Source organism: Nitrosomonas limosa, assembly GCF_054188085.1.
On the sequence record NZ_CM135180.1, the window covers coordinates 1,272,022 to 1,297,046 of the forward strand.

Below are 25,025 nucleotides of genomic sequence, written 5' to 3' on the forward strand. Positions count from 1 at the left end.
AAACTATTGCTACATCCGAAAACTGTAATCTCCGAACTAGCGAACAGTGTCTTCCGGAAATGGCATCGCCACCTGCTCTCGCTGCAACAGATTCACTTGCTGAATCAAGACATCGAGATCCGACCAACCGGATTTGTCGATAGATGGAATCCAACGTGCACGTAAATACCCATTGCGGTCGATCAAAAACTCCAGGTGATCCGGAACAATGCCTCGCCCGATAATATCCGGAGTGCTCAAAGTTCTGCGCCAGAGTGCGTAGCTCTTTGCAATCTCTTCCGCGCCTTGGCTAACAACGGGAAATGGCAAGCTGTCCGCTACTTGCGCCAGTTCTTCAGTTGTAAGTTCTTTGGTTGGTACTGCCAATACCGCGATATTTTGTTCTTTTAATTTGTCGTAAAAATGCTTGAGGTGCTCTATCCGCTGTTTCGATTGTGGCCACGAAAAATTAACTAATAATACCGGTTGGTGGCCACGAAAATCCTGCAATGCGCCATGACTGCCATCCTGGGTTGTGTAAGAAAAGACAGGAGGCTTTGCAAATGCTTTCTCAGGTACAATTTCCGGTGTCAGAATACGTGCTTGATAGCCTCTCGATAATGCATGAACAAAGTTAATCAAATCCCAGCGGCCATCTTCTGGAATTTGATCGGCATAGCCCGGCATATCCGTATTCACCATCCCGTAGCTTATCCAATGATAAAAATCTCCCGGCGTATGATCATTAACGTGAAGCTCCATCAACAAATCAGGTAGCTTAGTTGATAATGTCCTTGATTTGATGCCATTACCTTTTCCCTGAGCGCCATGACAATCAACACAATGCTGACTATAAAGTGTAGCGCCATTTGCTATCGAGACCGTATCAAATGGGATTGGTGATTTGCGATAAGTCTCAGGGTGAGCCTTGATCGTCAGGGGGGGCAACATCACTGAGAATCCCGATGTCAGGAGCACTGTTGCAATAATCACCAAAGTTTTGCCGCTCCAGTTCCGGAATTGCCCCCACTTAATCAAGACAAAAGCCAGCATCACAATTGCAATGCCAATCCAAACCTGTGATGCAACACCGGGCTGATTCCAAGTTGCGTCAATCGAGAATCGAAACGGAAAAGGCCAGTTGTCAATGGGCGCGTGCTTTGCTGGCGTTGTATGCGAAATGATTGTAGCCAGCAATATCAAAACAAGCGCCAGGATAAACTCAATTCTCACCCATTTTGAAATTTTATTCTGGCCGCCGGCTAAACCACCGCTTGTATCTTCACTACTCAGTACCGGTAGCCAATGCGACCGGACACGCCACGCAATCGCAAGTATAATTCCAAGCAAAACCAGTTTCGAACTGAGCAACCATCCGTATTGTGTAGCAACCAAGGCGGCATACTGTCCTTCGAATATGCGATCGCTTACAACAAGCCCGGTTAAGATAATTAATATCATAATCGGTAACGCTATGGCAGAAAAACGTTTAACTGTATTAGCAGTTAAATTATGCACATTTGTATTAGCGTGTCGTTTCGACGCATGAAATAGAAGTAATAGCGCTGGCAAAGCTCCAAACCATACGCCTGCAAAAACCTGATGAAAAGCGTAAGGTGCAATAGTTGAGATTGACAACCCCTCAACAGCACTATGACTGATGAATGAACTTATAATAAGCGGTAATGCCGCAATCAAAGCACCAGCGGCATAGTGCCATCGTAAACGTGTTACCTTGCGAAGATATAATACGAATATAAGAAGTAGTGTTGCGAAAGCAAGACGTCCGATCCAGATTTGCCCGACTCTGGTTTCACTCAAAAAACTCCACCATGTGTTAAGTTGTCCTAATTTTGCTGCGCCACCAGTAACTTGTATGACGGTTGCAGATAAAATGCACGATAAGCCTATCAAGATCGTGACTGCAAGCCAAGGAAATAAACGCTCTACTTTTTCAAGCCATTTTGTTGTGATTGCTGACTTGTCTGCGCTTAGTATGAATAGAAAAACACTACTACCTAATAAGATCAGATTTGCCGCAAGTTGAATCCAGCGTGCAATTGTGGCAATGATTTCAAGCATTTTTGCTACATATTATTTTTTTACATTAAAATCAAAATTAGATTCAATGACATGCCCGTCAACTGACATAACACGATAATGCACCGTATATTTTCCAGCCTCTAATTGAGGTAAACCTAGCACAATAGATTTAGGATCATCTGCTACAGTTTCGGGACTATTGGTTGTGACTATATTTTGCTGCGCATCCTTAACTGTGACTGAAGCATAAGCCCCTTCAATTTTTTCGTTGAACCAGAGTTGAATGTGTTTAGGTGATACGGCGAGTGCCGCTCGGCGCGGAGGGTCGGATTTAACTAATGCTGCGTGTGCGAATACGGAATTAACTTGAAACAATACAGAAAGGAAACACATAAATACCATAAGAGCAGCAACTCTCTTAATATTGAAATGCCATGATTTTTTGTTTTGCACAATTTCCCTCAATACAGGTTATTCATTCGAATTAATTCGATTCTCTTGATAAGGATGAGTTCAATACCTCATCCTTATCTACTATCAGAACACCACTTATTGCTATCTTACGCAGGATTGGCGTCTTCGGATTTACGTTTGCGCATCATGAAGAAGGCAGCTGCACCGGCGACCACCAGCAGAATCGGTCCAATGATCACGATTTTAGGCGTTGGCCTTCCTTCCCCGACTGAGAACGGAAACCGTGATACATACTCTTGCGGTCCGCCCGACACTGTTACCAATCCCACAAACTTTCCCTTCTCCGGAAAGGTATGGTCTATCGTAATCGAGGCTGTCGGGTATACTTTTGGCGGCAAATGAAATACTGTGATCTCGTCAAGATTCGCTTCCGAACCGGTGTCACGAATTATCCTTACTTCCGTTTTCAATGGTCTCAGTTCTTCTTGTATATAATCCAGCGCTATCACGGTCTTGCCGATTTCCGGTATGTCTTCGCAAAATTCCTCTTCTTGCGACAGTGGCTGGTAGCCGGTAAAGTGCATCCGGTAAGGTCCTACCGTCAATACACACATATCCTCAGCCAGCGCCAGTCCGCCGTGCGCTTGTGCTTGTGAGGTAAACATGATGCTTGCTGCCACAAGGGCTGTTATTACTATTTGCTTTATTGCTGTGCTTCTTTCTACTAACATCGCTAGGATTCCCCGTCTTTAGTTTGTTTGTTGATTGATGTTTTTTCTTCCCCGACTGCCGGTGTCTTTTCTCCGCTATCGACTTTTTCAGTTCCTTTCGAGCTGCGTGAGGCTATCCAATCCCTGAATCGTCTTGAGCGGATGAGTTTATACCCAAGTATGGCTGTCAGCAATAGACCCACCACCGGCCCGATCGATGCTCTGAATACTTCCGCATAATTGATCATTTCAACTCGCAGATGATATTCATAGTGCAGGGGTGGCACGCCTTCGGCTGTGACTTGTATCAGGTATTTACCTTGTTCCAGCTCTTTCTGCATGCTGATCACTCCGTCCTGATATACCGCCGGACGCAAATCCGTGACAGTTTCTCCTTCTACCCGATCACCTCTGATTATCTTCAGCCCAATCGGCATTTCTCTTAGTGCAGGATCCACTAAGTCTATGACCATGATCGTACTTCCAATCTTGGGTATGTCAGTGCAGTAGTGCCCTGCTTTATCCACTTGAGGCTGATAGGTGCTCAGGTGGATTATGTTCTCGCCTATCCGGCGCATGCAACTGTCATCTTCCATGTCTACCTTGCCATGGGCGCCGGCTGTGCCTGTGTAAAATGTCATAATAAGCATAAAGGCCGCAATCCCTGCTCGTGCTATTTGCCTGACCACGACAAATCCTCCTCTCGCGTTAGTGCCTCTATTTTTGCCAGTTCTTTTGTCTGCATTCTTTTGTTGCATCTTAAGTTTTCTTTGTTCTCTACCCATATAAAAAAACCGGTACACCGGCTGTCTTGCGACAGTGGTGTACCGGTGTTTTGACTCGCCCTAGCTTATAGCTTGGTAAAGACTGGAATTACCGCGCCAGCAATACTGTTAATATAACGATTGCCTTCGTCATCCCATGTCATTAACAACCCGCCAAAACGGCTTTCAGGGTCACCCAACAGCGCCATCAAACGTTGTACTTCCCACAACGCGTCTTTGGCTTCCATCTTAACTTCACGGGTTTCTCCTGGTTCAATACCTCTTTCATCTTCCATCGTCAAACCTGTTGCTACCAGTTCGCGTGGATAGTCAGGATCCAGGTATTTACGTCCCAAGTCGTTTACAAAACGAACACCCGCTGTCGTGAACTCGCCAATGTTAACTGTCGAGTCACCGTTGTTGGTGATTTCCATCGTCACACGCAGTGCACGTCCAGGTACGTCGTAGTTAGCATGCGTTACCTTGATCGCAACCGGATTCGGTGCAATCGGCATCGGTTCTACTTTCGATTCACCCGCTTGGATCGGTACTGTGTATGGATGTACGCTTTCGGTATAACGATAGCCACCCCATACCAGTGCACAGGTCAGAATCGCTACTGCCATGCCTACTTTACGGTCCATTGGATCCAGCAGCAGTTCGTCACCGTACGCTAACAATACACGGCTACGTGGCAGGAACATCGGACGTGCTACATAGTAGCCAATCCAGAAACAGCCCAGACCTAACCATACCAAGTGCCAGAATACGCCATTGCTGAAGTTGAATGTTTCCAGATCAATGGTTTTACCTGTCAGGGTGGTCACCGGATTGGTGAAGTCATCCCAGTTGCCTGAAATGTTCATCCAAGATGCAGGGCCAGCAATCGGGCCTGCTTCTTTGACGTTCACCATTGCGTGCATGTGATGACGTCCTGGAATCCTTGCTTTCAGTCTGACTTCGAATTCATAGTCACGACCAATTTGCAGCGGTCCAGAAATGAACGTCGGTTCGCCGTTCAGTTTGGTGCTTAAACGTACAAACACCGGGCTCGGGCTACCAATGTTGAAAAATGCGCGTTCCGGTTTACCTACCGCACGTGGCCAATCTTCCGCCAGGTGAAATTTACCAGTGATCGTCGCAATGTCGTTCACTTTGGTGACTTTCGGTTGCCATTTCAGGTCGTACCATTGAATCGTACGCATACGGAGAAACGGTTCTTGTGAACGTTCACCGTGCGCTGCCGCTGTCTTGACATCTACCGTCAGCGTCAGTGCCAGTGAGGCCGCTCCAATCGCCGCTCCATACAGGCCTAATACGCCCAGCTTAAATATGCTTCTTATATTCATTATCTAATCCCCTGTGCAAAGCCTTTTTCACCAAATGCGGTTACGTCGTTCTTCATAGAGATGCGTCCTCTTTCTCCTTTAACATAGAAGAATGCGGTGCAGTAGATCTTGCCAAAGTACCACCATACGCAGTACATCAACATCGATACAAACGCTGCGAAGAATGCCGCGATTACCGTGGTGTGACCACCAAAGGTACGCAGTGAGCCTTGTTCAATCAGGCGTACATATTCCGGTGTACCGGTACGTACATATAAGAAGCCTGTGTAGTCAGCTACTGATAACAGTACGCCTTCTACTACCAGCGGTAAGTGGGTTGGTCCAAAAATCGGCCAGTTGCCAGGATAGAAGAATAATCCCCAGAATCCACCGCCTAACAGAGCTGTGATCAGCCAGTTACCCGTCAACAACAGAACGGTGTCCAGCATCAATGCGCCTGGTATCATCGTTGATGGCAGTACAAAATTCAACGGGTAGTGTGACCACCAGTAGAATCCCCAGTAACGGGTCAGCCATTCGCCTACTAACAGGCATACGATACACAGTGTCGCTCCGTACGATAAACGATAGTTTACCCACAGGTAATATTGCAGTGCTGCACAATACATTACACCTACGATCGGTGTTACTACCGGCCACCATTGACGGTCTTTCCAGTCAAGCCAGAAATCCCAGTCACCTGCCAACAACATAAAGTGCATGTGGAATGTACCTACCAACAAGATGCACAGAATCGGAAAATATACCGCGTCGATATATCTGGACATCCGGATCGCTTCCGGCGGCATCTTTGCCGCTGCTAAAATTTCGTCTGTTCTACTCACTAGACCCTCCCTTCTTCATTTCGTGTGATATTAAATATGAAAACTCGACGATTCCTTTTACTTCCCTTTTTATCGCCTGCCTTAGCTCGTTTCCATCAATTCTCTTTACAGCCATTTCCACTGCCACACCTCTACTACAGGTGTGGCAGTCTTCATTCAGAAATTAAGGAACAATTCTGTTGTTCAGAATTTCGCGGCTGGCGCCGTTCCAGGTTACGTCTGTCAGGTTAGAGTAACGGGTGATAATTTGTGCTGCGATACCACCTGAGAATAAACCTGCCCAACCCAGAATCACAAAGCCCCAGTGCAATGGCGCGCTAAACAGCTCTTCCATGAACCAGAATGCATGACCCCATTCGTTCAATCCTACGTTCGGCAGAATCATCAATGGGCCAGCAATTGCCATTACCAGCGGGAATGATGTGCCGCGGCTGTACAGTGGCAGACGGGTCATCGCGTACAGGTATGAAGCTACGCCACATACGATGTACATCGGGAATGAGCCATAAAACACCACTACGTGACTTGGCGTAAAGCTCGTGTCACGAATAATCACTTGGTGCCAGCTTGCATCTTGTTCGGTGAAGAAGCTGCCGCCCCAGTAAACACCAAACAGGTATACACCCAGCCACATCATCCAGTAGAAATAGCGTTTGATCTCTAACTTGGTATCCAGGTTGTCTAATTGTTCTTTGGTGTCACGGGTTTTTAAAATCCAACCCCAGGTGACCAATGCAAACAATGGCATCAGGGTCATGTGTACGCGCCACAGTCCCATCCACACTTTGTCAAATTCCGGTTCCATCGAGTCCATTCCGTGGGAATACGCAAATGTCCTTTGAAACCAGATCCAAAATATCGCTACCAGTAGCATGGTGCCCATGCCCAGTTTGTAGTACTTCGAGTCGTACCACAGCGACATGTCATAGCTCGCGCTCGACGCGCTACTCGTTGTGCCATACGTTGTTGCCATCTTTCTACCTCCTATCTGTTAATCAAAACTACTTCTCTTTTCTTCTACTGCTTCTAATACTAATTAATTAGTACTGCTTAAAATTTCGGCAGCTAAATTAAACTCCTTTTCCCTTCTAATTTAACTACGCCTCTCAGGCTAGTCGACCTTGGGGTCCAAAGTCAAGTCATTTGTCATAAAATTACCCCCTCAACAGCAAGGATTCCTCCATCGTTTCCCCCTTTTTCCCTTTGATCACAATGACTAATACATACACAATTTCAATTATAAAAATAATGTATGCTTAAATAAAATCGATAGCATTTTCTCGAATAAAATTACTCAAAAAAACTCCCACTCGCACCAACCGCTTACCAGTGGAAAATAAATACCTAACTTTATTCGCTTTGAATCAACCTGTTGCATAATCCTGGCATAATTATGCAATTGATTTTGATAGCGAAATCTCTCACGATCAAGAAACTCTTGCAAATCGGATCCTTCGTGACTACTGATTTTATAGTCGATAATCCACCGGGTATTATTCGAATCGCAAAATGTACGATCAATCACCCAATTAGTGAGCTTGTTGTCTAAAATTGATGTGATTTTCAACTCATTCTGGGCATATCGATGTGGCCCCAAGATCCAACGCCCACGATCATCCGTGATGACGCTTGTCAAACTCAGTATGATACGTTCAACCGCGGCTTCCATTTGATCACCATCACTCATTCCGCACACTAACAAATTGTGTTTAAATTGATTCCGCAATTCCTGTATCCGCTTCACGGTCCATATTGAAAGCCCCTCTTCCGCAATTTGTTGCAACCATCGATGCACAACGCTTCCGACATATCGCGCCATATCACTTACCCAGAAGAAATCAATTGCTTCGTTTACTGGATTATTCTCACACATCTTTTGCAATTTGATTGATTCAGGAGCATCCGGCAAAACCCATTCTGAATCAAGCCGATTGATTTCCTGATTGATTTTTTTTCTAACCGAGCTACCATGATCAGTATCTACAGCGTAATTCTTCCTAAGCACTTGATTCGCATCTGCAACCTTCAGAAAATCTCGTTCTACGGCAGGCCAAAGCCTCTCAAGCAACGAGCCTCGTTTCGGTTTTTTCATTTCACTTCGATCATTGCTCTCGGTGGACAACTCTGTATGTCCCAGCAAATGCAAAAATTTCTTAGCACGTGTTGCTGCAACATACAGCAATCTATCCGCTTCCAGTTGCCCCTTATCCCAATCAAGTTTTTCCAACCAAGAATAAATCGGATCAATTTCAGTACCTGTTTTTCGAACAGGCGCCAGTAACAAATCCGAAGTTTGAACACCATGTTCGTAATAAAACTGATTACGGGGTTGTTCAATCCATTGCAGCAGTTGCTTTTCATTGCTGCGAGGGATGTTACCAAGACCCGGCACGATAACAGTATCAAACTCAAGTCCTTTGGCTTTATGAATTGTCATAATCTGTAATGAATCATCGGCGGACAAATCCGGGACAGCATAAAGCACGTTCAAACCACTTTGGAATCGCGCGATATCCAGAAGATTGCCAGCCACTTCTTGCTCCTCAAGATAATTCAGATATCTTGCAGCATCATCCAAATGCTTCACGATGCTTTTTTTATCCTGAGACTTAGGTTTGACGCAACCTGGGCCACCTAGTGCATTCCAAACAGCTTCCACTGTCATGCGTAGTGATTGGCGCCGGCGATGTATCATGCAGGGCTTAAGAACTTCGCGCAACCTGCGTATCCGATTTCTTCCGTCACCGGAAATTTTTTTCATCCGGATTTCGTTACAAATTAATTCCCATACAATCCGTTTAGAGACAGAAGCTTGGGAAGAGTTATCTTGCTGATCAATGCTCATCAGCGCAGTGATATCTTGCAATGATAATCCACACCATGGCGCACGTAACAAAGTAAGCCACGCAAGCCGGTCAGCCGGATTGATTAATGCACGAGTCAGCGCCAGCAAATCTTGTATGACCGGCTTAGTCGCCAGTGTTTCAATATCGACTGCACGAAAGCGCACATCATTTTTTTGCAATTGTTTTACGATTTCATGCAAGTGATTACGATTCCTCACCAAAATTGCAATCGTATCCGTTGGATATTGCTGCCGGGTGAATTGGATAATTTCAATGACCTTCGCGGCTTCTGCGTCTGGATCTCGTACAAATGCAGGATGTACGTTCACAGCATCTCGTTCCAGCAGCGGATGCGTTGCAACTGAGGGAGAAAATGTTATCGCACCGGTTACGCTATCCTCTTGATCCGGCATGATCTGTGCAAAAGCCCGATTCACCCAATCGACAATCCCCTGCTGGGACCGGAAATTAGCTCTCAGAGTTATTGGCCAAAGCTTTCGATTATTAATTCCAATATTGCGAGCCCGTAAAAACAACCCAACTTCCGCTTCACGGAAACGATAGATGGATTGCATCGGATCTCCCACTACATACAGACTGCGACCATCGCCTTCTTCCCAACCGGCAACAAGTTTCTCAATCAATTCGAATTGGCTGATCGAAGTATCCTGAAATTCATCGATTAGTAAATGCTTGATTTGGAAATCCAGTGCCAACGCCAAGTCTGTCGGCGCCTGCGAATCACCCAGCGCCAATATTGCCCGTTGTGCAACTTCAGAAAAATCAACGCAACCGTTCTCCTGAAAAATAACCTGTAGCTGCGCTACCGCATAAGGTAGCAATCGCATGATCGCCCCAAGAATTTCCCATTGCTGCTCGGTATAGCTAGGAGGCGGAAGTTGACGCATTATCGGCAACGCTAACTGAAAATCCTTTATCTGACTCAACTGAGCAATGAGCGATTCAAATCGATCTTTCCAGGATTTGGCTGCGTCTTTTTCGATTTTGGTATTCCCTATGGGAAAACCTTCCTTTCTTGAAATTCTTCTCCGCCAGGTATCATCTTTAGTTAACAGTAATTCCGCAATCCCCTGCCACTGCTCGATTGTTGCCATTGATATTGTTTCAAGATCGGCACAGCGCGTAATATCCGATGCGCTACCTTCCGCGATAAGATTAGCAGCCGCATATTGCAGTAACTGCAGCAATTCACGATGCAGGACCTCAGGCAATAGCTGAAATGTCTTCAGTTGGGCATTACGGCGGGAATTTTGCAACGCACATTCCAATTCCTCTCGGGTTCTTGCATGCAAATGGCGCAGCCAGTGATCGCGGCGTGCAAGCATATCGGCAAGCAATGTTTCTGTTCGTGCATAGTCGTTGTCTAGATGTTCAAGTAATCGCTCAACATCGTTGGCAATCTCCGAATCTTGTTCAATCAATCTTAAAGTCGCACGAGCAGCCGCCACATAAAAATGGGCTGCGTCTTCAATCGTTTCAGGCTGTGCGCCGAATTTTGACAGAACGGGCATTTGCCGGGTCAAGGCAGCGCACAAAGAATCGATAGTTTGTATTCTTAATCGATCAGGATTTTCCGAGATCTGCCAACCAAATTGACGATCTCGTTGCAAAACCATTTCTGCCAATTCCAGGTTTAACTTTTCATTAGGGGATGTATCATCCTCCGCCAATTGATTTATCTGTAAAGCCGCTAAAACACGCGAGCGCATTTCCGCAGCGGCTTTTCGCGTAAATGTGATTGCGACAATCTCTTCGGGCGCATCAACACAAGCGAGTAATCTAAGATACCGCTGGATCAAAATCGTGGTTTTGCCCGATCCCGCCGGCGCTTGCACAATAAATGATTGGGAAGGATTTAATGCAAGAATGCGATCATCAGCATCAGGAACAATAGGAACTCTCGGCATTTTTATTGCTCCTCTTCATCAATAGCGTCACTTACTCGTTCATAAATTCTGCAAAACATATGCATATCGCAAAATTTACAGGTTGCTGGAAATTCTTTGGGATCCACGCTGGCTTCACCGCTGCAGAACCCAATCGCAAGATTTGTCAGATTCTGCCGGAATGCGTCAATCACGTCCTGCCAGCTTTCAAAAGACTTACCTCCGCCTAATTGGGAATAACCTTTTATTCCGGGCAACAAGCCAGGATTACTCATTAATGCAACAAATCCAACGGCGCCTGACCTCACAATTCCAAATGCAATTCCCGCAATTACCCCCTCTTGATCGGGCATCGCCATATACAGCGGTAATTGCGGTTCATCCGGCCGTTCCCCGATCAACGATTGAACCGATTGCATGCTTGTTTTGTAGTCGATAATAATCCGCTGTCCATCCGCCAATTCATCCATCCGATCCAGCCGCACGCCTAATTTTAGCCCACCCAATTGAACGCTGAATTTTTCCTCAATCGCGATCACGGTAAAGCAATCGCGATTTTTTTCTTGATTCAGCCATTCATGAATCAATCGAACCAAACGCCTCTGTTCGACTTGCAATAATCGATCAGGTAACAATGCAGGACGGATTCGCCGCAATGCAGAAATCGCATCGTCAACGATTTCCGTGATCAACCGGTCAAGATCTTTCGCGCAGACCTCGTCCAATGCTTGTTTGGTAGTCAGCTTTCGCCAAACGTCAGCTAATGCCTGATGAACCAGCAACCCTCTTTCCCTGGCATCCAAACCGACATGTGGTTCTTCGATAGTTTCAATATTTAAGCGGTGCTTTGCCCAAGCGCGAAATGGGCAAGCGGCAAAATCCTTGATAACCGATGTACCGCCTTGAACACCTTGCCGCGCGATTTCTTCCGGCAACGGTAATGTCTGGCTATCTTCAATCCGCAACATCTCACAAGACTGGATAATCAAGTCACGATGCGATAGCCACTCGGGCACCACAAAATCTTCAATGGGTACTGATCGAATCAGCGCGCTGGGCAATAATTCTTGTTGATTATCACCGTCCCGATACTTGGGTGAACTGACAATCACTTCTTCAGCATGCGTAAACCATCCTTGCATCAAGCGCCGGCAAAAGGCCGAAGATTCTTCAATTGAACCTAACGTTAACTTGGCTTTGCGTTGTAGCCCAACTGGTAAAAAGGGATTAGGGCGGGCACGGAGTGGCCATTGGTCATCCGAGAGAGCCATCACCCACAGATAGTCAAATGTCATCCCTGCGGCTTCCAGCACACCCAAAATCTGTATAGGGGCTTCCGGTGATTCAGGCTGGAACACAGTATCGTTCGCCATCCATTTCAAACGGCTGATTGCCTGGTAATAGGTAATTCTTGATAAAATTTGATCCAATCTGGCAAACTCTACAAGCAGCGTTTGCCATTTCTCAACGGTCTGGTATTCTTCGGAATTCAGACTACGCTCACCCGGAAATCCACAAAGCTGCAATATTTCCGCAACAACCTTGACGTAATCCGTGTGACTCCCGCTACTTGGCAATTTTGCCTGGCGGTATGCATCGATTTCGGTTAGGAAAGCAAATAAAACAGGACAATCTTTATGACCATTCACGCGCCTGACCAGCTCTAACAGTTGCGACAATGAAATCATCGGCGCGGCAAACCGCCGGATCGCGGTATCGAGCAATGCACGTTGGCCCATCTCGGTTTCAGCGCCTTTTAGAAACGGTGAACGTAACCAATGACTGAGTTGATGGAACTCAACTTCTTGATCGATCAGAGCTAAAGTGATGAACGCAGTTTCAATGACCGGATAGGTTGCGAGCGCTAAACCCAGCGAAATATTATAGAACGCTACTGAATGATCGGCACCCGGCAATGCTGACCTGACATCTGGTTGCAAAACCGCATTAAATGTCCGGATTAAAGCATTTCGATAACTTGCTAATGCCGGAACCACGATACCGACACGAACCGCAGCATCAGCCTTTTCAATTTTGGACCGCGCCCACAGCGCTGTATGATAAATCTCATCGGTGCTATTCAAGTATTCCACGCGCCGAACATTTTCCGGCGGCACCCGCTGCTGCGATAGAGAATCAACCGCGGTAATCTCGCAACCCAAAACTCGCAGTTTTTCGAAGAAATTATTTTGCTGTGGCGTTATTACATCAAAACCGAAGCAAATTAGTGATGCATATTGCTTTATTTCAAGCGTGTCATAGCATTCTGTAATGAGATCACAGATCCGTGCTTGATCAGTCGATCCCTGACTTGCCGTGATACACCGGTACGACTCGACCCAATCCAAGAACGCTCTTCCATCTTCATTGGGTAAATAGCCGCTCAGTTGTGGAATTAATCGCCAGACATGCGCGAGCCGCCAAGCTTCGCGTGCCAATTGAGCTGTTTGTGAAACCCTCAGTAATGTTGTACCAACTTCGGATTGTTGAATAACCGATTCCCACAGTACTTGTTCCTGCGCGTCCGTCAATAGCAAAGGTAAGGATAAGGAATCCCCTGAATAAAGCGCATCGTAATATATGCGTTCGATAAAAGCATCGAATGGCAGGATATCGGCAGAATGCCAGACCACCCTCTTTTGATCAATTTGGTGCTGATTAAATTTTTCTTTAAGCGCTAAAGCAAGCCTTCGGTTAGGTGTGATAACCGTTCCGCCGGCATGTAAGCGCTTAAATACTTCTTTAAGGGGGATTTGCGGATATTGCGAAGAATCAAACATGCGGGTAGTTAAACTACTAACCGCCGGGAGTTTAACGTTTCAGTTGATCCAGTTTGTCTTTAACGCTTGCCCATTCATCAGCATCTGGCAGCGGGTCTTTTTTCTCGATAATTGGCCGCCACTTTTTAGATAAATCAGCATTCAATTCGATAAAATGCAATTGCTCATCCGGCACATCGTCCTCAGCGTAAATCGCTTCCACCGGGCATTCGGCAACACATAATGTACAATCGATACACTCATCAGGGTCAATCACCAAAAAATTTGGCCCTTCACGAAAGCAATCCACCGGACATACATCCACACAATCCGTGTACTTACACTTAATGCAATTTTCAGTTACAACATAAGCCATGTCAACTCTTCCTTGCTTGTTTCTTGAATTTAATTTTTTATTTTAACAGAATTCCAATCACTAACGCCATCACTCAGCATCAGTCGATTTTTTCGCATAAAAAGATTGCTGCACATTGATTTTCATCAGTAAAATGTTTTATCTAAACTCAATTTGTCTGAATATCATGAACTGCAAACAAAAATTTAAATTTGCACTGGCTTTTACCCTGCTATTTCTACCTCCTTTTTCCCAAGCAAATCCAGTAGCCTGCTTCAATACCAACGCTGGAGAATTTTGTATGGAGCTGTTTGAAACACACACACCTATTACAACTGACAACTTTCTTAATTATGTCAATAGTGGCGCTTACACAAACGGGATTTTTCACCGTAGCGTGCCTGGTTTTGTGATTCAAGGCGGTGGCTATAAGATCAATGAGAATGCCAGTGGAAAAATTCTCTCGGCAGTAAACACATTCCCACCCATTACGAATGAATTTAAGATTTCAAATACGCGAGGAACAGTTGCCATGGCTAAAATTGGCGGCAACCCCAACAGCGCTACGAGCCAATGGTTTATCAATCTTGCCGACAATTCCGGTCCACCAAGTCAATTAGATACACAAAATGGAGGCTTCACCGTGTTTGGGCGGATTATATTCGATGGGATGAACATCATCGACGCGATTGAAGATCTTCCGGTTTCCAACATCAACCTTGGCAGCAACCGTTCGCCGGCGCCAATTATTGGCTCCGACGGATCAGCGATCACGATCGAAAATCTTGTAACAATCAATCAAGTAACTATCACACCTGTCGCCGGTATATTTAGCCAGGAAATTTTGAGCTTTGCCGTTGATATTGGAACCAGTACCGCATTAGATGTCAATTTGCGGTTAATCGAAACGAGTCCATCCCTTATGTTCGAGCTTGAACCAGCAAGTATCAAATCGCTTGCAAATAAACCGGCGAATATTGCGACGTACTCAAGTTCAAGCGGCCAGCTTCACATTCCATCCGTGATGATTAACGCCAAGACTATTGTCAACAATGTCACCATGCAACTTATCGATTTAGCAACTTATAGATTCCAATTAATCAGCTATGATTAACTATTAAATACCGACATTTATATTTCAATTTCAAACAACCCATCGTTCGAAATTAATAACATTTGCATAAAAAATATTTTCTTAAGTAGAAAGTTTGAAGTATATTTAATAATAAGTCTCATTTATGAATAAGAGTAACCGGGTTAAATTCGATGGTTACATTCATGAGATAAATTTAAAAAATTCTTTGAAGAAACGGGATTTACATATACCTGTTTAACGCATCGTCTATAAACAGTATCTTCTAAAGTCGCTTTGACATTTTTTGCCAACATGCTACAGAAAATGTCATTCTTTTTTTGATTAAAAGCAAAAATCTGCGGTTATTCCCGGTTTTATCCTCAAATTTATAGATTAATATTTTTAATGCATAAGATAAGTTCTACTTCATATGCTAATTCATTAATTTCATGGAGATTGACAACCTAACTTAATAATTTCAATTATGTTGCTCGGTTTCATAACTTAATCAGAGCGGCATTTCCTCACCACCAACATGCGACATGAAGCAGACGAATCCCTCTATGAGAGAAATCACAAGCTTCACTCAGTTCTGATCTCGCCTTAAGGGCAGTAGACTCAAGATAATCAGGTTGCTCGATAACCGCATCTTTTACGTTAAAGCGTAATCGTGATGCAACTTAAGACAATTACCATTTGTTTATAAGTGTATCAACGCAAAACTTTTCATATTAGAAGGAGAAATCGATATGAATTTCGATAACCCAGCGTTACAAATAAAACGGCCTCTAACCATCAAAACCGCTCGTTCCCGTCGATTCAAGCAATTATTCACAATACTATTACTATGTATCATTGCGACAATTGCTACTCACACCCAAGCAGCCAAGATAATATTCCGGTCAAATTTTAGTTCTGGAATTACCCTAAGCGCGCCCTACGGTTTCTATTCGACAGGTGCATGGCAACAATTCACCGGTATTGATAAAGATACAGGTCATAGCTGGCCTATTCGAGCATTGGGAGCTAGATTTTCAGGTCTGCAACTGATAACAATTGATCCAATTGAGCCATCAACCATCGGATCTTACATTTCAAATTCTATAAGAACCGTTACCGGACCTTTTGGAACGGTTAATGAACTGTTCCAAAATATTAAGATAAAAGGTGATGTGGGTGAAGGTGGTTCACAATCACCGTTTGTGATGATCAGACCCTCGACAATTGGTGATGTAAAGAATTTATATGTTTCCTACTGGTTTAAGTATCCAGCCGATTTAGCTTCAAAGCTGGATAGTCGTGTCTCATCCGGAAACTGGCGTACACAATTTGAATTTAAAACAGGTGGATACGGCGGCAACGATGGCAGAGGTGATTACCGAATTATTACAAATGTCATGAAGGATACAAGTGGTTCACTCTATTGGTTAACAGCCGGTGATAATATTGCAAATGGCCCCGCCTCAAATATTAGATACTGGGCCGTAGCAAATCACACTGTTCCTGTTCCTTTAGATAAATGGTTTAAATTTGAAGTATACTGGAATCGCTCCAGTGGCAGTGACGGTCGTTTCTGGGCTGCTGTCGACGGACAAGAAATTGTTGATTACAGAGGCCCAATTATGGGAATTGATAATCTTCCAATCACGCGAATTATGTTCCATAACGCATACAGCGGTGGCTACGGCCCCGTAGAATCGCATGTTACGGGATTTGAAATATGGGATGGATTTCCTTGTGGAGATGGCGTCTCATGCTACGACTTCGATAAAACACCCCCGACTACACCGACTTCGTTAACCGGAAAGCTCGCAAAATATTCAAGTTTTGCATCTATCACACTGGCTTGGTTGCCTTCCACAGATAATGTCGCGGTATCGAACTATATAATTTACAGAAACGGCGCAAGAATTGGGGTAAGTATAACACCCAATTTTATTGATACGATTTCCGGAAGCCCCACAGGGAGGTTATACAGCTATACAGTACGCGCCCTTGATGCCACTGGAAACTATACCCCTATGAGTTCAGCAGTGCCAATAGTTTATTAGCGTATACACTAAATGGTCGGCCCTGCAAAATTCACATGATGTGGTCCAATAGACCTGTACACTCCAGTTAAGAGAATATAGTCTTAATTGGAGGAAGAAATGGAACCGAGGAAACACTATACAAAGAAATTTAAGCTGTGGATACAATCAGCTTAAGGATTAACAATAGCAGAAGCTGCCAGAAGCCTGGGAATTAGGGCTAACATGCTTGGGCGCTGGGTCAAGGAGAGCCAGGCGGATACTAATGGTCAGGCATTTCGCGGCAATGGGAAACTGACGCCGGAACAGGAAGAAATCCGGCGACATAGGATAGAAAACAAACAATTAAAGCTGGAGCGGCAAATATTAAAGGAGGCGGCGGTCTTCTTCGCGCAAGAAACGAAGTGAAATATTCGTTCATCACCCAAAAGAAGAAGACCTACCCGGTCGGTCTAATGTGCCGGCTATTGGGTGTGAGCCGTAGTGCTTACTATGACTATGATCAGTACCGTAGAGACCAGTCTGGTGATTTGTATCATCAACAGCTGCTTGATGCTGTGCAGAATGTTTCGAAATCATGCGATTACACTATGGCAGCCGCCGGGTGAAACGAGCACTGAATGCCTTGGGCTATCGGGTTAGTCGCTGGAAGGCAAGAAGACTAATGCAGGAAGCCGGAATGCAAATGAGACACCGGAAGAAATACAAGGTGACGACGAACAGCAATCACCCGTTGACAGTGTTTGAGAACCATTTGAATCGACAATTTACGGTTGCCAAACCGGATCAAGTCTATTTTTGCGACATTACCTACATTTGGACTCAGGAAGGCTGGCTGTATCTGGCGGTTGTCATCGATTTATTCTCCAGAAAAGTAGTCGGTTGGAGCATGAGTTCAAGGATGAAAGCAACACTGGTTTGTGATGCATTGCGAATGGCGATCTGGCTACGCCGGCCATCACCTGGTTTGATTGTGCAGCAGGACTCGCGGGGCGCAGTATGCCGGCAAAGCATACCGCAATCTACTGAAAGCATATGGCTTTGTTGGCAGCATGAGTCGTCTGGGAAATTGCTGGGATACTCAGTTTAATATGATACGGAATGCCTGACTTGATCTGACCCGTGCTGGGATTGGCGAAATGCCTTTGCGTTGACCTGTCGATCTGGTCCAGGTATTCCCCAAGCGTTACCAGGCCCAATACTCGTGACCTAATAGGAGCCTTGAATTGCACCGTGAGTGTCCTGTCCGGTAAGTGGGGTTGGTAAAGAAGTGGATCCAGTTAGTTGGACACCAGAGGGTCAAAGTTAAGGAGTTATTTTCTGTATGATTATTTTTATAAATAAGAGGAGTACAGAAAATGAGCAAGAAACGCAGAAATCATTCACCGGAGTTTAAATCAAAAGTTGCACTGGCGGCAATCAAGGGCGACAAGACGCTAATCGAGTTAGCCCAGCAGTATGGCATCAACAGCAATCTGATTGTGAAGTGGAAGAAGCAGCTGATTGATAACAGCAATGAAATATTTGCGTCGGGTAAGGGGCTGGGGCACCGGATCGGGAGTCAGAGATTCAATCACTGCAAGCCAAGATTGGTCAATTGACCATGGAGAATGATTTTTTGTCCAAAGCGCTCGGTCGCTAGATCGGGCGCGGCGTTGCGAATTGTTGGATATACCAAGATCGAGCAGTTATTATCAACCGCAACCGGTAGCTAAAGAAGATCTGTTGCTAATGCAATTGATTGACCGAATTCACATGGATAAACCTTTTCTTGGTTCGCGGCGAATCGTAGATGCGCTGGTAGAACAAGGCCATAAAGCAGATAGAAAACATGTGCGGCGTTTAATGCGACTCATGGGTATACAGGCGATTCATCCTGGTCCGAAGACCTCGAAGCCACATCTGCGGCACAAGGTATACCCATACTTGTTACGAAATCTGGAGATCAACCGGGCCAATCAGGTGTGGTGCAGCGATGTGACCTATCTGCCGATGGCATCCGGTTTTCTTTATCTGACAGTCATTATGGATTGGTATAGCCGCAAGGTGCTGAGTTGGCGTGTATCTAACAACCTGGGTGCCAGCTTCTGTCTCGACGCACTTGAGGAAGCGGTTTACCATTATGGAACACCGGATATATTCAACACAGACCAGGGATCACAGTACACCAGCGAAGCTTTCACCAGCGTATTGAAAAACCACGGCATTGATATCAGCATGGATGGCAAGGGTGCTTGGAAAGATAATGTATTTGTCGAACGCCTATGGCGTAGCGTCAAATATGAGGAAGTTTATCTGAATGCTTATGAATCAGCGTCTGAGGCCAAGCAATCATTGGCAAAGTATTTTCACTTTTACAATGAAAACCGGAAGCACCAGACCTTAATGGCTACGCCAGATCAGGTTTATTATGAGTCGGCCAGGCTGCAAAAGCAGGTTGGTATGTCGAAAAATAACTCCTTAGGAATCTGTCCGAAAATGGGGTCCACTGCTTCCCGCGTTGTCCAGACATTGAATGAGCTCATTGAGATTTATGGTAAGCCAGAGCGCTTACGTGTCGATAATGGCCCTGAATTTATCAGCAAATTACTGGCTGATTGAGCAGCGCATCATGGCATCGACTTACGATTCACTCAACCCGGAAAGCCTACATCGAAAGGTTTAATCGCACTTATCGTAACGAGGTGCTGGACTGCTACGTTTTTGAAACACTTAATGGGGTGCGCCGCATGACCGAGGAGTAGCGGTATCGCTACAACCATGAACGCCCCCATAAGTCACTTGGCAGACTCCCACCTATCCAGTCCGCTATGGCAAAACCCCAATAACCCCTACTTTTGATTGGGTCGAAAATTCGGGGAGACTACACGGCCGAGTTTTTTATATAATCCTCCTCATGTATGGAATTGCATTGATTACCCAAACCATGCCTAGAGACAAACAAAAAACAACAACGGAAGCGATAGGGATTGATATCATTGAATTGTACGATAGAGGCCCATACCCCGTGTATTGAATTATCTCAAGGAAAATTGGGTGTATTAGATAAATCCCTAATGTTAGGGAAGAAATTTTATTGGTTAATTGCACATTATATATTGGTTTTGTCCAATTTTTCAGTAGGCAGAATATAGCAATTGACATAGGAATAACAGTGATACTCAGATAGTGGTAAAAATATAGACCAGCATCCAATCCCTGGTTCTTTGTGACAAAGTAACATCCCATCGCTGTTGAGAAAACTGATACGGTGAATACTATCCACAAAATAGGTTTGCTGAAATGAGTCTGGCCCGTTCTAATAAAATTTCCGAGAAAGAAATATGGGATGTATGTAAGAAACCAATTAATAAACAGACTTGATTGAGATGATTCAAACTTTGCTGCAAAAGCATTTAGCGCAGAAATAGTGAATGAAAACAGAATTAGTACTAAGATCTCAAAGCGCGATGAATTTGAAATAATTTTTTGAAAAAAAGGTGTAAACAAGTAGAGAAAAAAGATCATATATAAAAACCATAAATGGAAGTATGGTGCACCAGACAAGAGTCGATTTGTTAAATCTCCCGCTTCAATAATTTCCCCTTTTAATGATTTTTTTAAAACCACCCATAACAAAAAGAAAACAGTCCAAAACATAATAGGGATCATGATTTTAGAAAGACGCTTAATATAGAATGACTTTAAGTCTTCCATCTTAGTTGTATCAAGCAGCAATGCTCCGCTAATCATTACAAAAACAGGAACACACCATCGAGTAAGAGAGTCGTATATGTTGCCTAACCACCAATTTTCTGTTCCAATTGGACTATAAAGGACTACAAGTCCAGCAGAATGCAGGAATACGACTGCAAACATTGCGACTATTCTAGAATTATTCAACCAAATCATAGTTTTCTTCCTGAACCTGCCATCCTACTTGAGGTTTGTACATTTTTCTGGGATTAATTGTAGTCTCCTCGGGAATTTGATCCAACTTAAAGTAGATTTTTCTTAAACAAAAGGTGCGCTATGATGAAGAAATCGGTAATCCTCCCCTGAATTAAAAGTTATTGTCAAAATGGTGCTCAGAGATTTAATCAGTCGGCCCTGCAAAATTCACATGACCGTGGTGGTAGCTTTGTATACAAGAAAGCTTCGCCCATATATGGTTGTTTTGCGCGGAAGCGGTTGATCAACTGCAGCAAGGCAAAGGGCAACAAAATACCTTTTAGCCCCAAGCGGAGTACTGCCCTCATCAGCCAGCGCAGGTTGTATCCCGCCGCACACAACACAGCATGGAGCGCATCTCCCAACTTGCCCTGCAACCAGCAGCGGTCCATTCGGTGATCCGACTTTAAATGCCCAATCGCAGGTTCCACGGCCTGACGACGTTTGAGCCAGCGCCGCTGCGGCATTGTGAGTGACTTGTACTTGCCACGATGGATGATGTTCACGTCCGGGTTGTCGGTATCCACGCCTCGAAATCCGAGATCGGCAATGACCTGCTTCGGCGTTGATCCTGCGTTTTCGAGTAACGTCTGTGTCTGTGTGAGTTGCTTATGAAGGATATGGCCATCGTAGGGATTGCCGGGGGAGGTTTTTGCACCGACCATCAGGCCGTTCTTGTGCGTGATCGCAATGCTGGCTTTAACGCCGAACTCGTAAGGCTTGCGCGCCTTGCCCTTGCCGATACATTCGACTTCCGGGGCATGCAGTGCGTAGAGTTTGTTTTTGTCTTTCGGTTGCTGCTGGTAAATCCGCTGTACTCGCTCCAGCAGCGTGTTCAGATGTTGGAACGATGCGAAGCACTCCAGTTCTGCCGTCGCCAGTTTCCGCTTGATCTCTCGCAGCACAATAGAAAGCTGGTGCAAGGACTGCTTCAATAGCGGGCCACGGTAGTCGATTTGCCAATACCGCCAAGGGATGGTGCAGATCGATCATCTGGTCGAGACGTGCACGAAAAAAATCATCAGTCGGCATTTAAATTTCCCCTAATTCCCTCAGGTTTTGATGCCAATATTATAATTTCCCAGGGATCTCAGCGTTTACTAATTCGCATGAATTCCAATATTTATAGGGTCTCCAAGCGTTTTGCAGGACTGACTTTTTACCGTGAACTTCACGAAGCTAGATTAAGCAAGATTAACACTTATCCGATTATCCGATTTGTGAGCACACTTTCGTTTGGCAGAGCTTAGCAACCTGTTCAGTCGTGTAGTACCACTTCACTGTGTATTGTCTCAATAAAAAATTGACACGAATAGTTGGCACGAATAATGCTTTCAGATAATCGTAGTACGAAAAGGGCAAACTCTGCGAAAGCAGAGGACGCAAAGTCACTGATCTAAAGGGCAAATACCCCAAGATGGCAGGACTGCCACAGATAGCGCTGTTCGTTTTAGTAAACATCTACGCAACCATTCCATGGTTACGCAGTAATTCAAGCAATCTAATTCGAAGTGTATCTCTGCAGTTCCGTCCTTGAAACTTTGAGGAGGAATCGAAAATGAACATCGATCATCGTGTAGTAACTGTAACAAAATCACCATTAATGGTTGATAGAGCACTTCAACCAAAAACAACCGCTGTTAAGAGTAACAACACTTCTACGTTGTTCCGAATAGGAAAACTCGTCGCGATGATGCTCATCATCGCCATGGTTTCTTCCCATACACACGCAGCCAAAATGCTTTTCAGGTCGAATTTTGGCTCTGGCGTAACTCTTAGCGCACCTTATGCTTTTTATACCAACGGTAAAGGAGCGTGGCAACAATTCACTGGAATAGATAAAGAAACTGGCTATAGCTGGCCTCTTAATGTGCTTGGCTCGAGATTCTCGGGCATTCAGCTCATTACAATCGATCCCGTTACTTCTACAACAATCAATGATTATGTTACTAATCAAATTCGATCTGTCAGCGGACCCAAAGGAAAGACTGTTAATGAAATCTTTCAGAATGTAAAAATTATTGGCAATCCAGGTCAAGCTGGTTCTCAGTCACCATTTTTATTTGTAAGGCCCTATACGGCTGGCGATGTCAAGAATTTGTATATGACATACTGGATTAAATATCCGGCTGACCTGGCGGATAAATTGGATGCAACAATCTCCTCTGCAAATTGGCGCGTTCAATTTGAATTTAAAACGGGAGGTTATGGCGGCAATGACGGTTCTGGCGATTATCGAATCATCACAAACATAATGAAAGGTGCCGATGGCAAATTGTATTGGCTAACAGTTGGAGACAATAATGCCAACGGCCCCGATCCGAAAACCACCTACTGGGTTGAAGTAAACCGCGCCGTACCAATCCCAGTTGGTGAATGGTTTAAATTCGAAGTTTACTGGAATCGTTCGAGCGGTAGCGATGGACGTTTCTGGGCTGCAGTGAATGGCCAAGAAATTGTCGACCACTATGGCTCGAACATGGGAGATTACAATCTACCAATCACCCGGATTATGCCGCATAACACATACAGCGGTGGTTATGGCCCCGTCGAATCTCATATTACCGGATTCGAAATATGGGATGACTTTCCATGTGGTGGCGGTGTTTCATGCTATAACTTTGATACGATTGCACCAACAATTCCAGCCTCTCCAAAAAGCACATATAGAAAATACTCTACATTTGCTTCAGTCGCGTTATCTTGGGCTGCTTCAACCGATGCAGTCGGTGTTGCAGGGTACGCGATTTATAGAAATGGGGTAAAAATTGGAGTAAGCACTACAACTAGTTATACAGATACGATATCCGGCAGCGCTAAAGGTACACTCTATAGTTACACTGTAAAGGCTTTCGATGCTGCTGAAAACTTTTCTAACTCTAGTTCAGCGGTTGCCGTAACTCACTAATATAATTAGTATCCTCACAGTCAAATCACTCCCGGCAAAGCTAGGGGGTGATTTGGTAATCTGCAGCCTCCAGCAAGCCGCTTAATTCTCCATACACCAGATTTGACTATAGCTCCCGATCACCCGATGCAAATCATCGACGCTGCTCTTGTCTTTGCCAGCGCCATCACTACGGGCAAATAACTCCGAAGCTTGCTCAACCAAATGCCGCTTCCAGCTATTGATCTGCGTCGGATGGATTCCATGCCGGGATGCTAATTGGTCAGTCCTGCAAAACACTTGGAGACCCTATAAATATTGGAATTCATGCGAATTAGTAAACGCTGAGATCCCTCGGAAATTATAATATAGGCATCAAAACCTGAGGAAATTAGGGGAAATTTAAATGCCGACTGATGATTTTTTCCGTGCCCGTCTCGACCAGATGATCGATCTGCACCATCCCTCGGCGGTATTGGCAAGTCGACTACCGTGGCCTGCTATTGAAGCAGCCCTTGCACCAGCTTTCGAGCGCAAGAATCGTCAAGGCCACATGGTAGAGTTCAGCGATATTTTCGGTACAACGTTAGCGACTGCGGGCACAGGAGTGAGTGCTGCGGGCCGGCCTCGTTTGCCCATCCGGTTGATGGCTTCCTTGCTGTATCTGAAGCACGCATTCAATCTGAGTGATGAAGAACTGGTGATTCGCTGGTCCGAGAATGTGGTCTGGCAGTATTTCAGCGGGCAGGCGTACTACACACCGAAGCTGCCCTGTGATGCTACTCAGATAGGCCGCTTTCGCACTGCGATTGGTGAGTCCGGTGTCGAAAAGCTGCTGCAAGCAACCATTGACGCAGCTGTGCAAGCGAAGGTAGTCAAACCGGCTGAATTCGAACGTGTCATCGTCGATACGACAGTACAGGAAAAAGCGATTGCGCATCCGGTGGATAGTCGCTTGCTGGAAATTGCGCGCAGCAAAATCGTACAGGCGGCCAAACGAAGCGGCATCACCTTGAAGCAGAGCTACGCCAAGGAAGGCAAGGAATTGCGCCGCAAGACCGGTGGAGAAGTGGATCCAGTTAGCTGGACACCAGAGGGTCAAAGTTAAGGAGTTATTTTCTGTATGATTATTTTTATAAATAAGAGGAGTACA

16 protein-coding genes, 4 pseudogenes and 1 riboswitch are annotated in these 25,025 nt (G+C 45.0%); of the genes and pseudogenes, 7 read left to right on the forward strand and 13 right to left on the reverse strand.

Going from position 1 to position 25,025, the window contains the following annotated elements:
* Positions 1-36 precede the first annotated feature (36 nt).
* From ACV7NC_RS05750 to fdxA, 10 genes are all read right to left on the reverse strand, one after another.
* Positions 37-2,061 (reverse strand): CopD family protein, encoded by a 2,025-nt coding sequence (locus ACV7NC_RS05750; protein ID WP_458154552.1) that lies wholly within the window; start codon positions 2,059-2,061, stop codon positions 37-39.
* A gap of 12 nt (positions 2,062-2,073) precedes the next feature.
* A complete protein-coding gene (locus tag ACV7NC_RS05755; protein WP_458154553.1) occupies positions 2,074-2,475 on the reverse strand; it encodes a copper resistance CopC family protein in 402 nt (133 codons plus the stop codon).
* A 107-nt stretch (positions 2,476-2,582) separates the two neighbouring features.
* Entirely contained in the window at positions 2,583-3,101 is a 519-nt protein-coding gene (locus ACV7NC_RS05760) for a hypothetical protein (RefSeq protein ID WP_458154554.1), read from the reverse strand.
* A 68-nt stretch (positions 3,102-3,169) separates the two neighbouring features.
* Complete coding sequence (locus ACV7NC_RS05765) at positions 3,170-3,835, reverse strand: hypothetical protein (RefSeq protein ID WP_458152063.1); 666 nt, start codon at positions 3,833-3,835, stop codon at positions 3,170-3,172.
* A 161-nt stretch (positions 3,836-3,996) separates the two neighbouring features.
* On the reverse strand, positions 3,997-5,259 hold the full coding sequence (locus tag ACV7NC_RS05770; protein WP_458152064.1) for a methane monooxygenase/ammonia monooxygenase subunit B: 1,263 nt from the start codon (positions 5,257-5,259) through the stop codon (positions 3,997-3,999).
* Positions 5,259-6,083 carry a methane monooxygenase/ammonia monooxygenase subunit A gene (locus tag ACV7NC_RS05775; protein ID WP_458152065.1) on the reverse strand — a complete coding sequence of 275 codons (825 nt, stop codon included), beginning with the start codon at positions 6,081-6,083 and terminating at the stop codon, positions 5,259-5,261. Before ACV7NC_RS05775 ends, ACV7NC_RS05770 begins: the two co-directional genes overlap by 1 nt.
* Before the next feature lie 163 nt (positions 6,084-6,246).
* Complete coding sequence (locus tag ACV7NC_RS05780; RefSeq protein WP_458152066.1) at positions 6,247-7,056, reverse strand: methane monooxygenase/ammonia monooxygenase subunit C; 810 nt, start codon at positions 7,054-7,056, stop codon at positions 6,247-6,249.
* A gap of 321 nt (positions 7,057-7,377) precedes the next feature.
* The gene (locus tag ACV7NC_RS05785) at positions 7,378-10,857 is read right to left on the reverse strand and encodes a UvrD-helicase domain-containing protein (protein WP_458154555.1); all 3,480 of its coding nucleotides are present in this window, start codon (positions 10,855-10,857) and stop codon (positions 7,378-7,380) included.
* A 2-nt stretch (positions 10,858-10,859) separates the two neighbouring features.
* A complete protein-coding gene (locus tag ACV7NC_RS05790) occupies positions 10,860-13,616 on the reverse strand; it encodes a PD-(D/E)XK nuclease family protein (RefSeq protein ID WP_458154556.1) in 2,757 nt (918 codons plus the stop codon).
* Positions 13,617-13,647: 31 nt separating this feature from the next.
* Complete coding sequence (gene fdxA / locus ACV7NC_RS05795) at positions 13,648-13,971, reverse strand: ferredoxin FdxA (protein WP_458154557.1); 324 nt, start codon at positions 13,969-13,971, stop codon at positions 13,648-13,650.
* A gap of 166 nt (positions 13,972-14,137) precedes the next feature.
* On the opposite strand from fdxA, the gene ACV7NC_RS05800 reads away from it, so the two are divergent.
* From ACV7NC_RS05800 to ACV7NC_RS05820, 5 genes and pseudogenes are all read left to right on the forward strand, one after another.
* Entirely contained in the window at positions 14,138-15,064 is a 927-nt protein-coding gene (locus tag ACV7NC_RS05800) for a peptidylprolyl isomerase (protein ID WP_458154558.1), read from the forward strand.
* Positions 15,065-15,774: 710 nt separating this feature from the next.
* Positions 15,775-17,076, forward strand: coding sequence for a hypothetical protein (locus ACV7NC_RS05805; protein ID WP_458154559.1), 1,302 nt, complete (start codon positions 15,775-15,777; stop codon positions 17,074-17,076).
* A 99-nt stretch (positions 17,077-17,175) separates the two neighbouring features.
* Positions 17,176-18,134 (forward strand): annotated as a pseudogene (locus ACV7NC_RS05810) (IS3 family transposase); the annotation flags it as partial.
* A gap of 279 nt (positions 18,135-18,413) precedes the next feature.
* Positions 18,414-19,473: pseudogene (locus tag ACV7NC_RS05815) on the forward strand (IS3 family transposase); the annotation flags it as partial.
* 179 nt (positions 19,474-19,652) lie between these two features.
* Positions 19,653-19,799, forward strand: coding sequence for an integrase core domain-containing protein (locus ACV7NC_RS05820; protein WP_458154560.1), 147 nt, complete (start codon positions 19,653-19,655; stop codon positions 19,797-19,799).
* A 136-nt stretch (positions 19,800-19,935) separates the two neighbouring features.
* Here the strand turns inward: ACV7NC_RS05820 and ACV7NC_RS05825 are convergent, their stop codons facing one another.
* Complete coding sequence (locus ACV7NC_RS05825; RefSeq protein WP_458154562.1) at positions 19,936-20,946, reverse strand: acyltransferase; 1,011 nt, start codon at positions 20,944-20,946, stop codon at positions 19,936-19,938.
* 302 nt (positions 20,947-21,248) lie between these two features.
* A pseudogene (locus ACV7NC_RS05830) lies at positions 21,249-21,923 on the reverse strand (transposase); the annotation flags it as partial.
* 409 nt (positions 21,924-22,332) lie between these two features.
* Positions 22,333-22,419: riboswitch (cyclic di-GMP riboswitch) on the forward strand.
* A 124-nt stretch (positions 22,420-22,543) separates the two neighbouring features.
* Between ACV7NC_RS05830 and ACV7NC_RS05835 the strand changes: the two are divergent.
* Entirely contained in the window at positions 22,544-23,893 is a 1,350-nt protein-coding gene (locus ACV7NC_RS05835; protein ID WP_458154563.1) for a hypothetical protein, read from the forward strand.
* 81 nt (positions 23,894-23,974) lie between these two features.
* Here the strand turns inward: ACV7NC_RS05835 and ACV7NC_RS05840 are convergent, their stop codons facing one another.
* Positions 23,975-24,172, reverse strand: a complete 198-nt coding sequence (locus ACV7NC_RS05840; RefSeq protein ID WP_458154564.1) for a hypothetical protein — start codon at positions 24,170-24,172, stop codon at positions 23,975-23,977.
* A 106-nt stretch (positions 24,173-24,278) separates the two neighbouring features.
* Here ACV7NC_RS05840 and ACV7NC_RS05845 point away from each other — a divergent pair.
* Positions 24,279-24,938 (forward strand): annotated as a pseudogene (locus ACV7NC_RS05845) (transposase); the annotation flags it as partial.
* Positions 24,939-25,025: the final 87 nt, after the last annotated feature.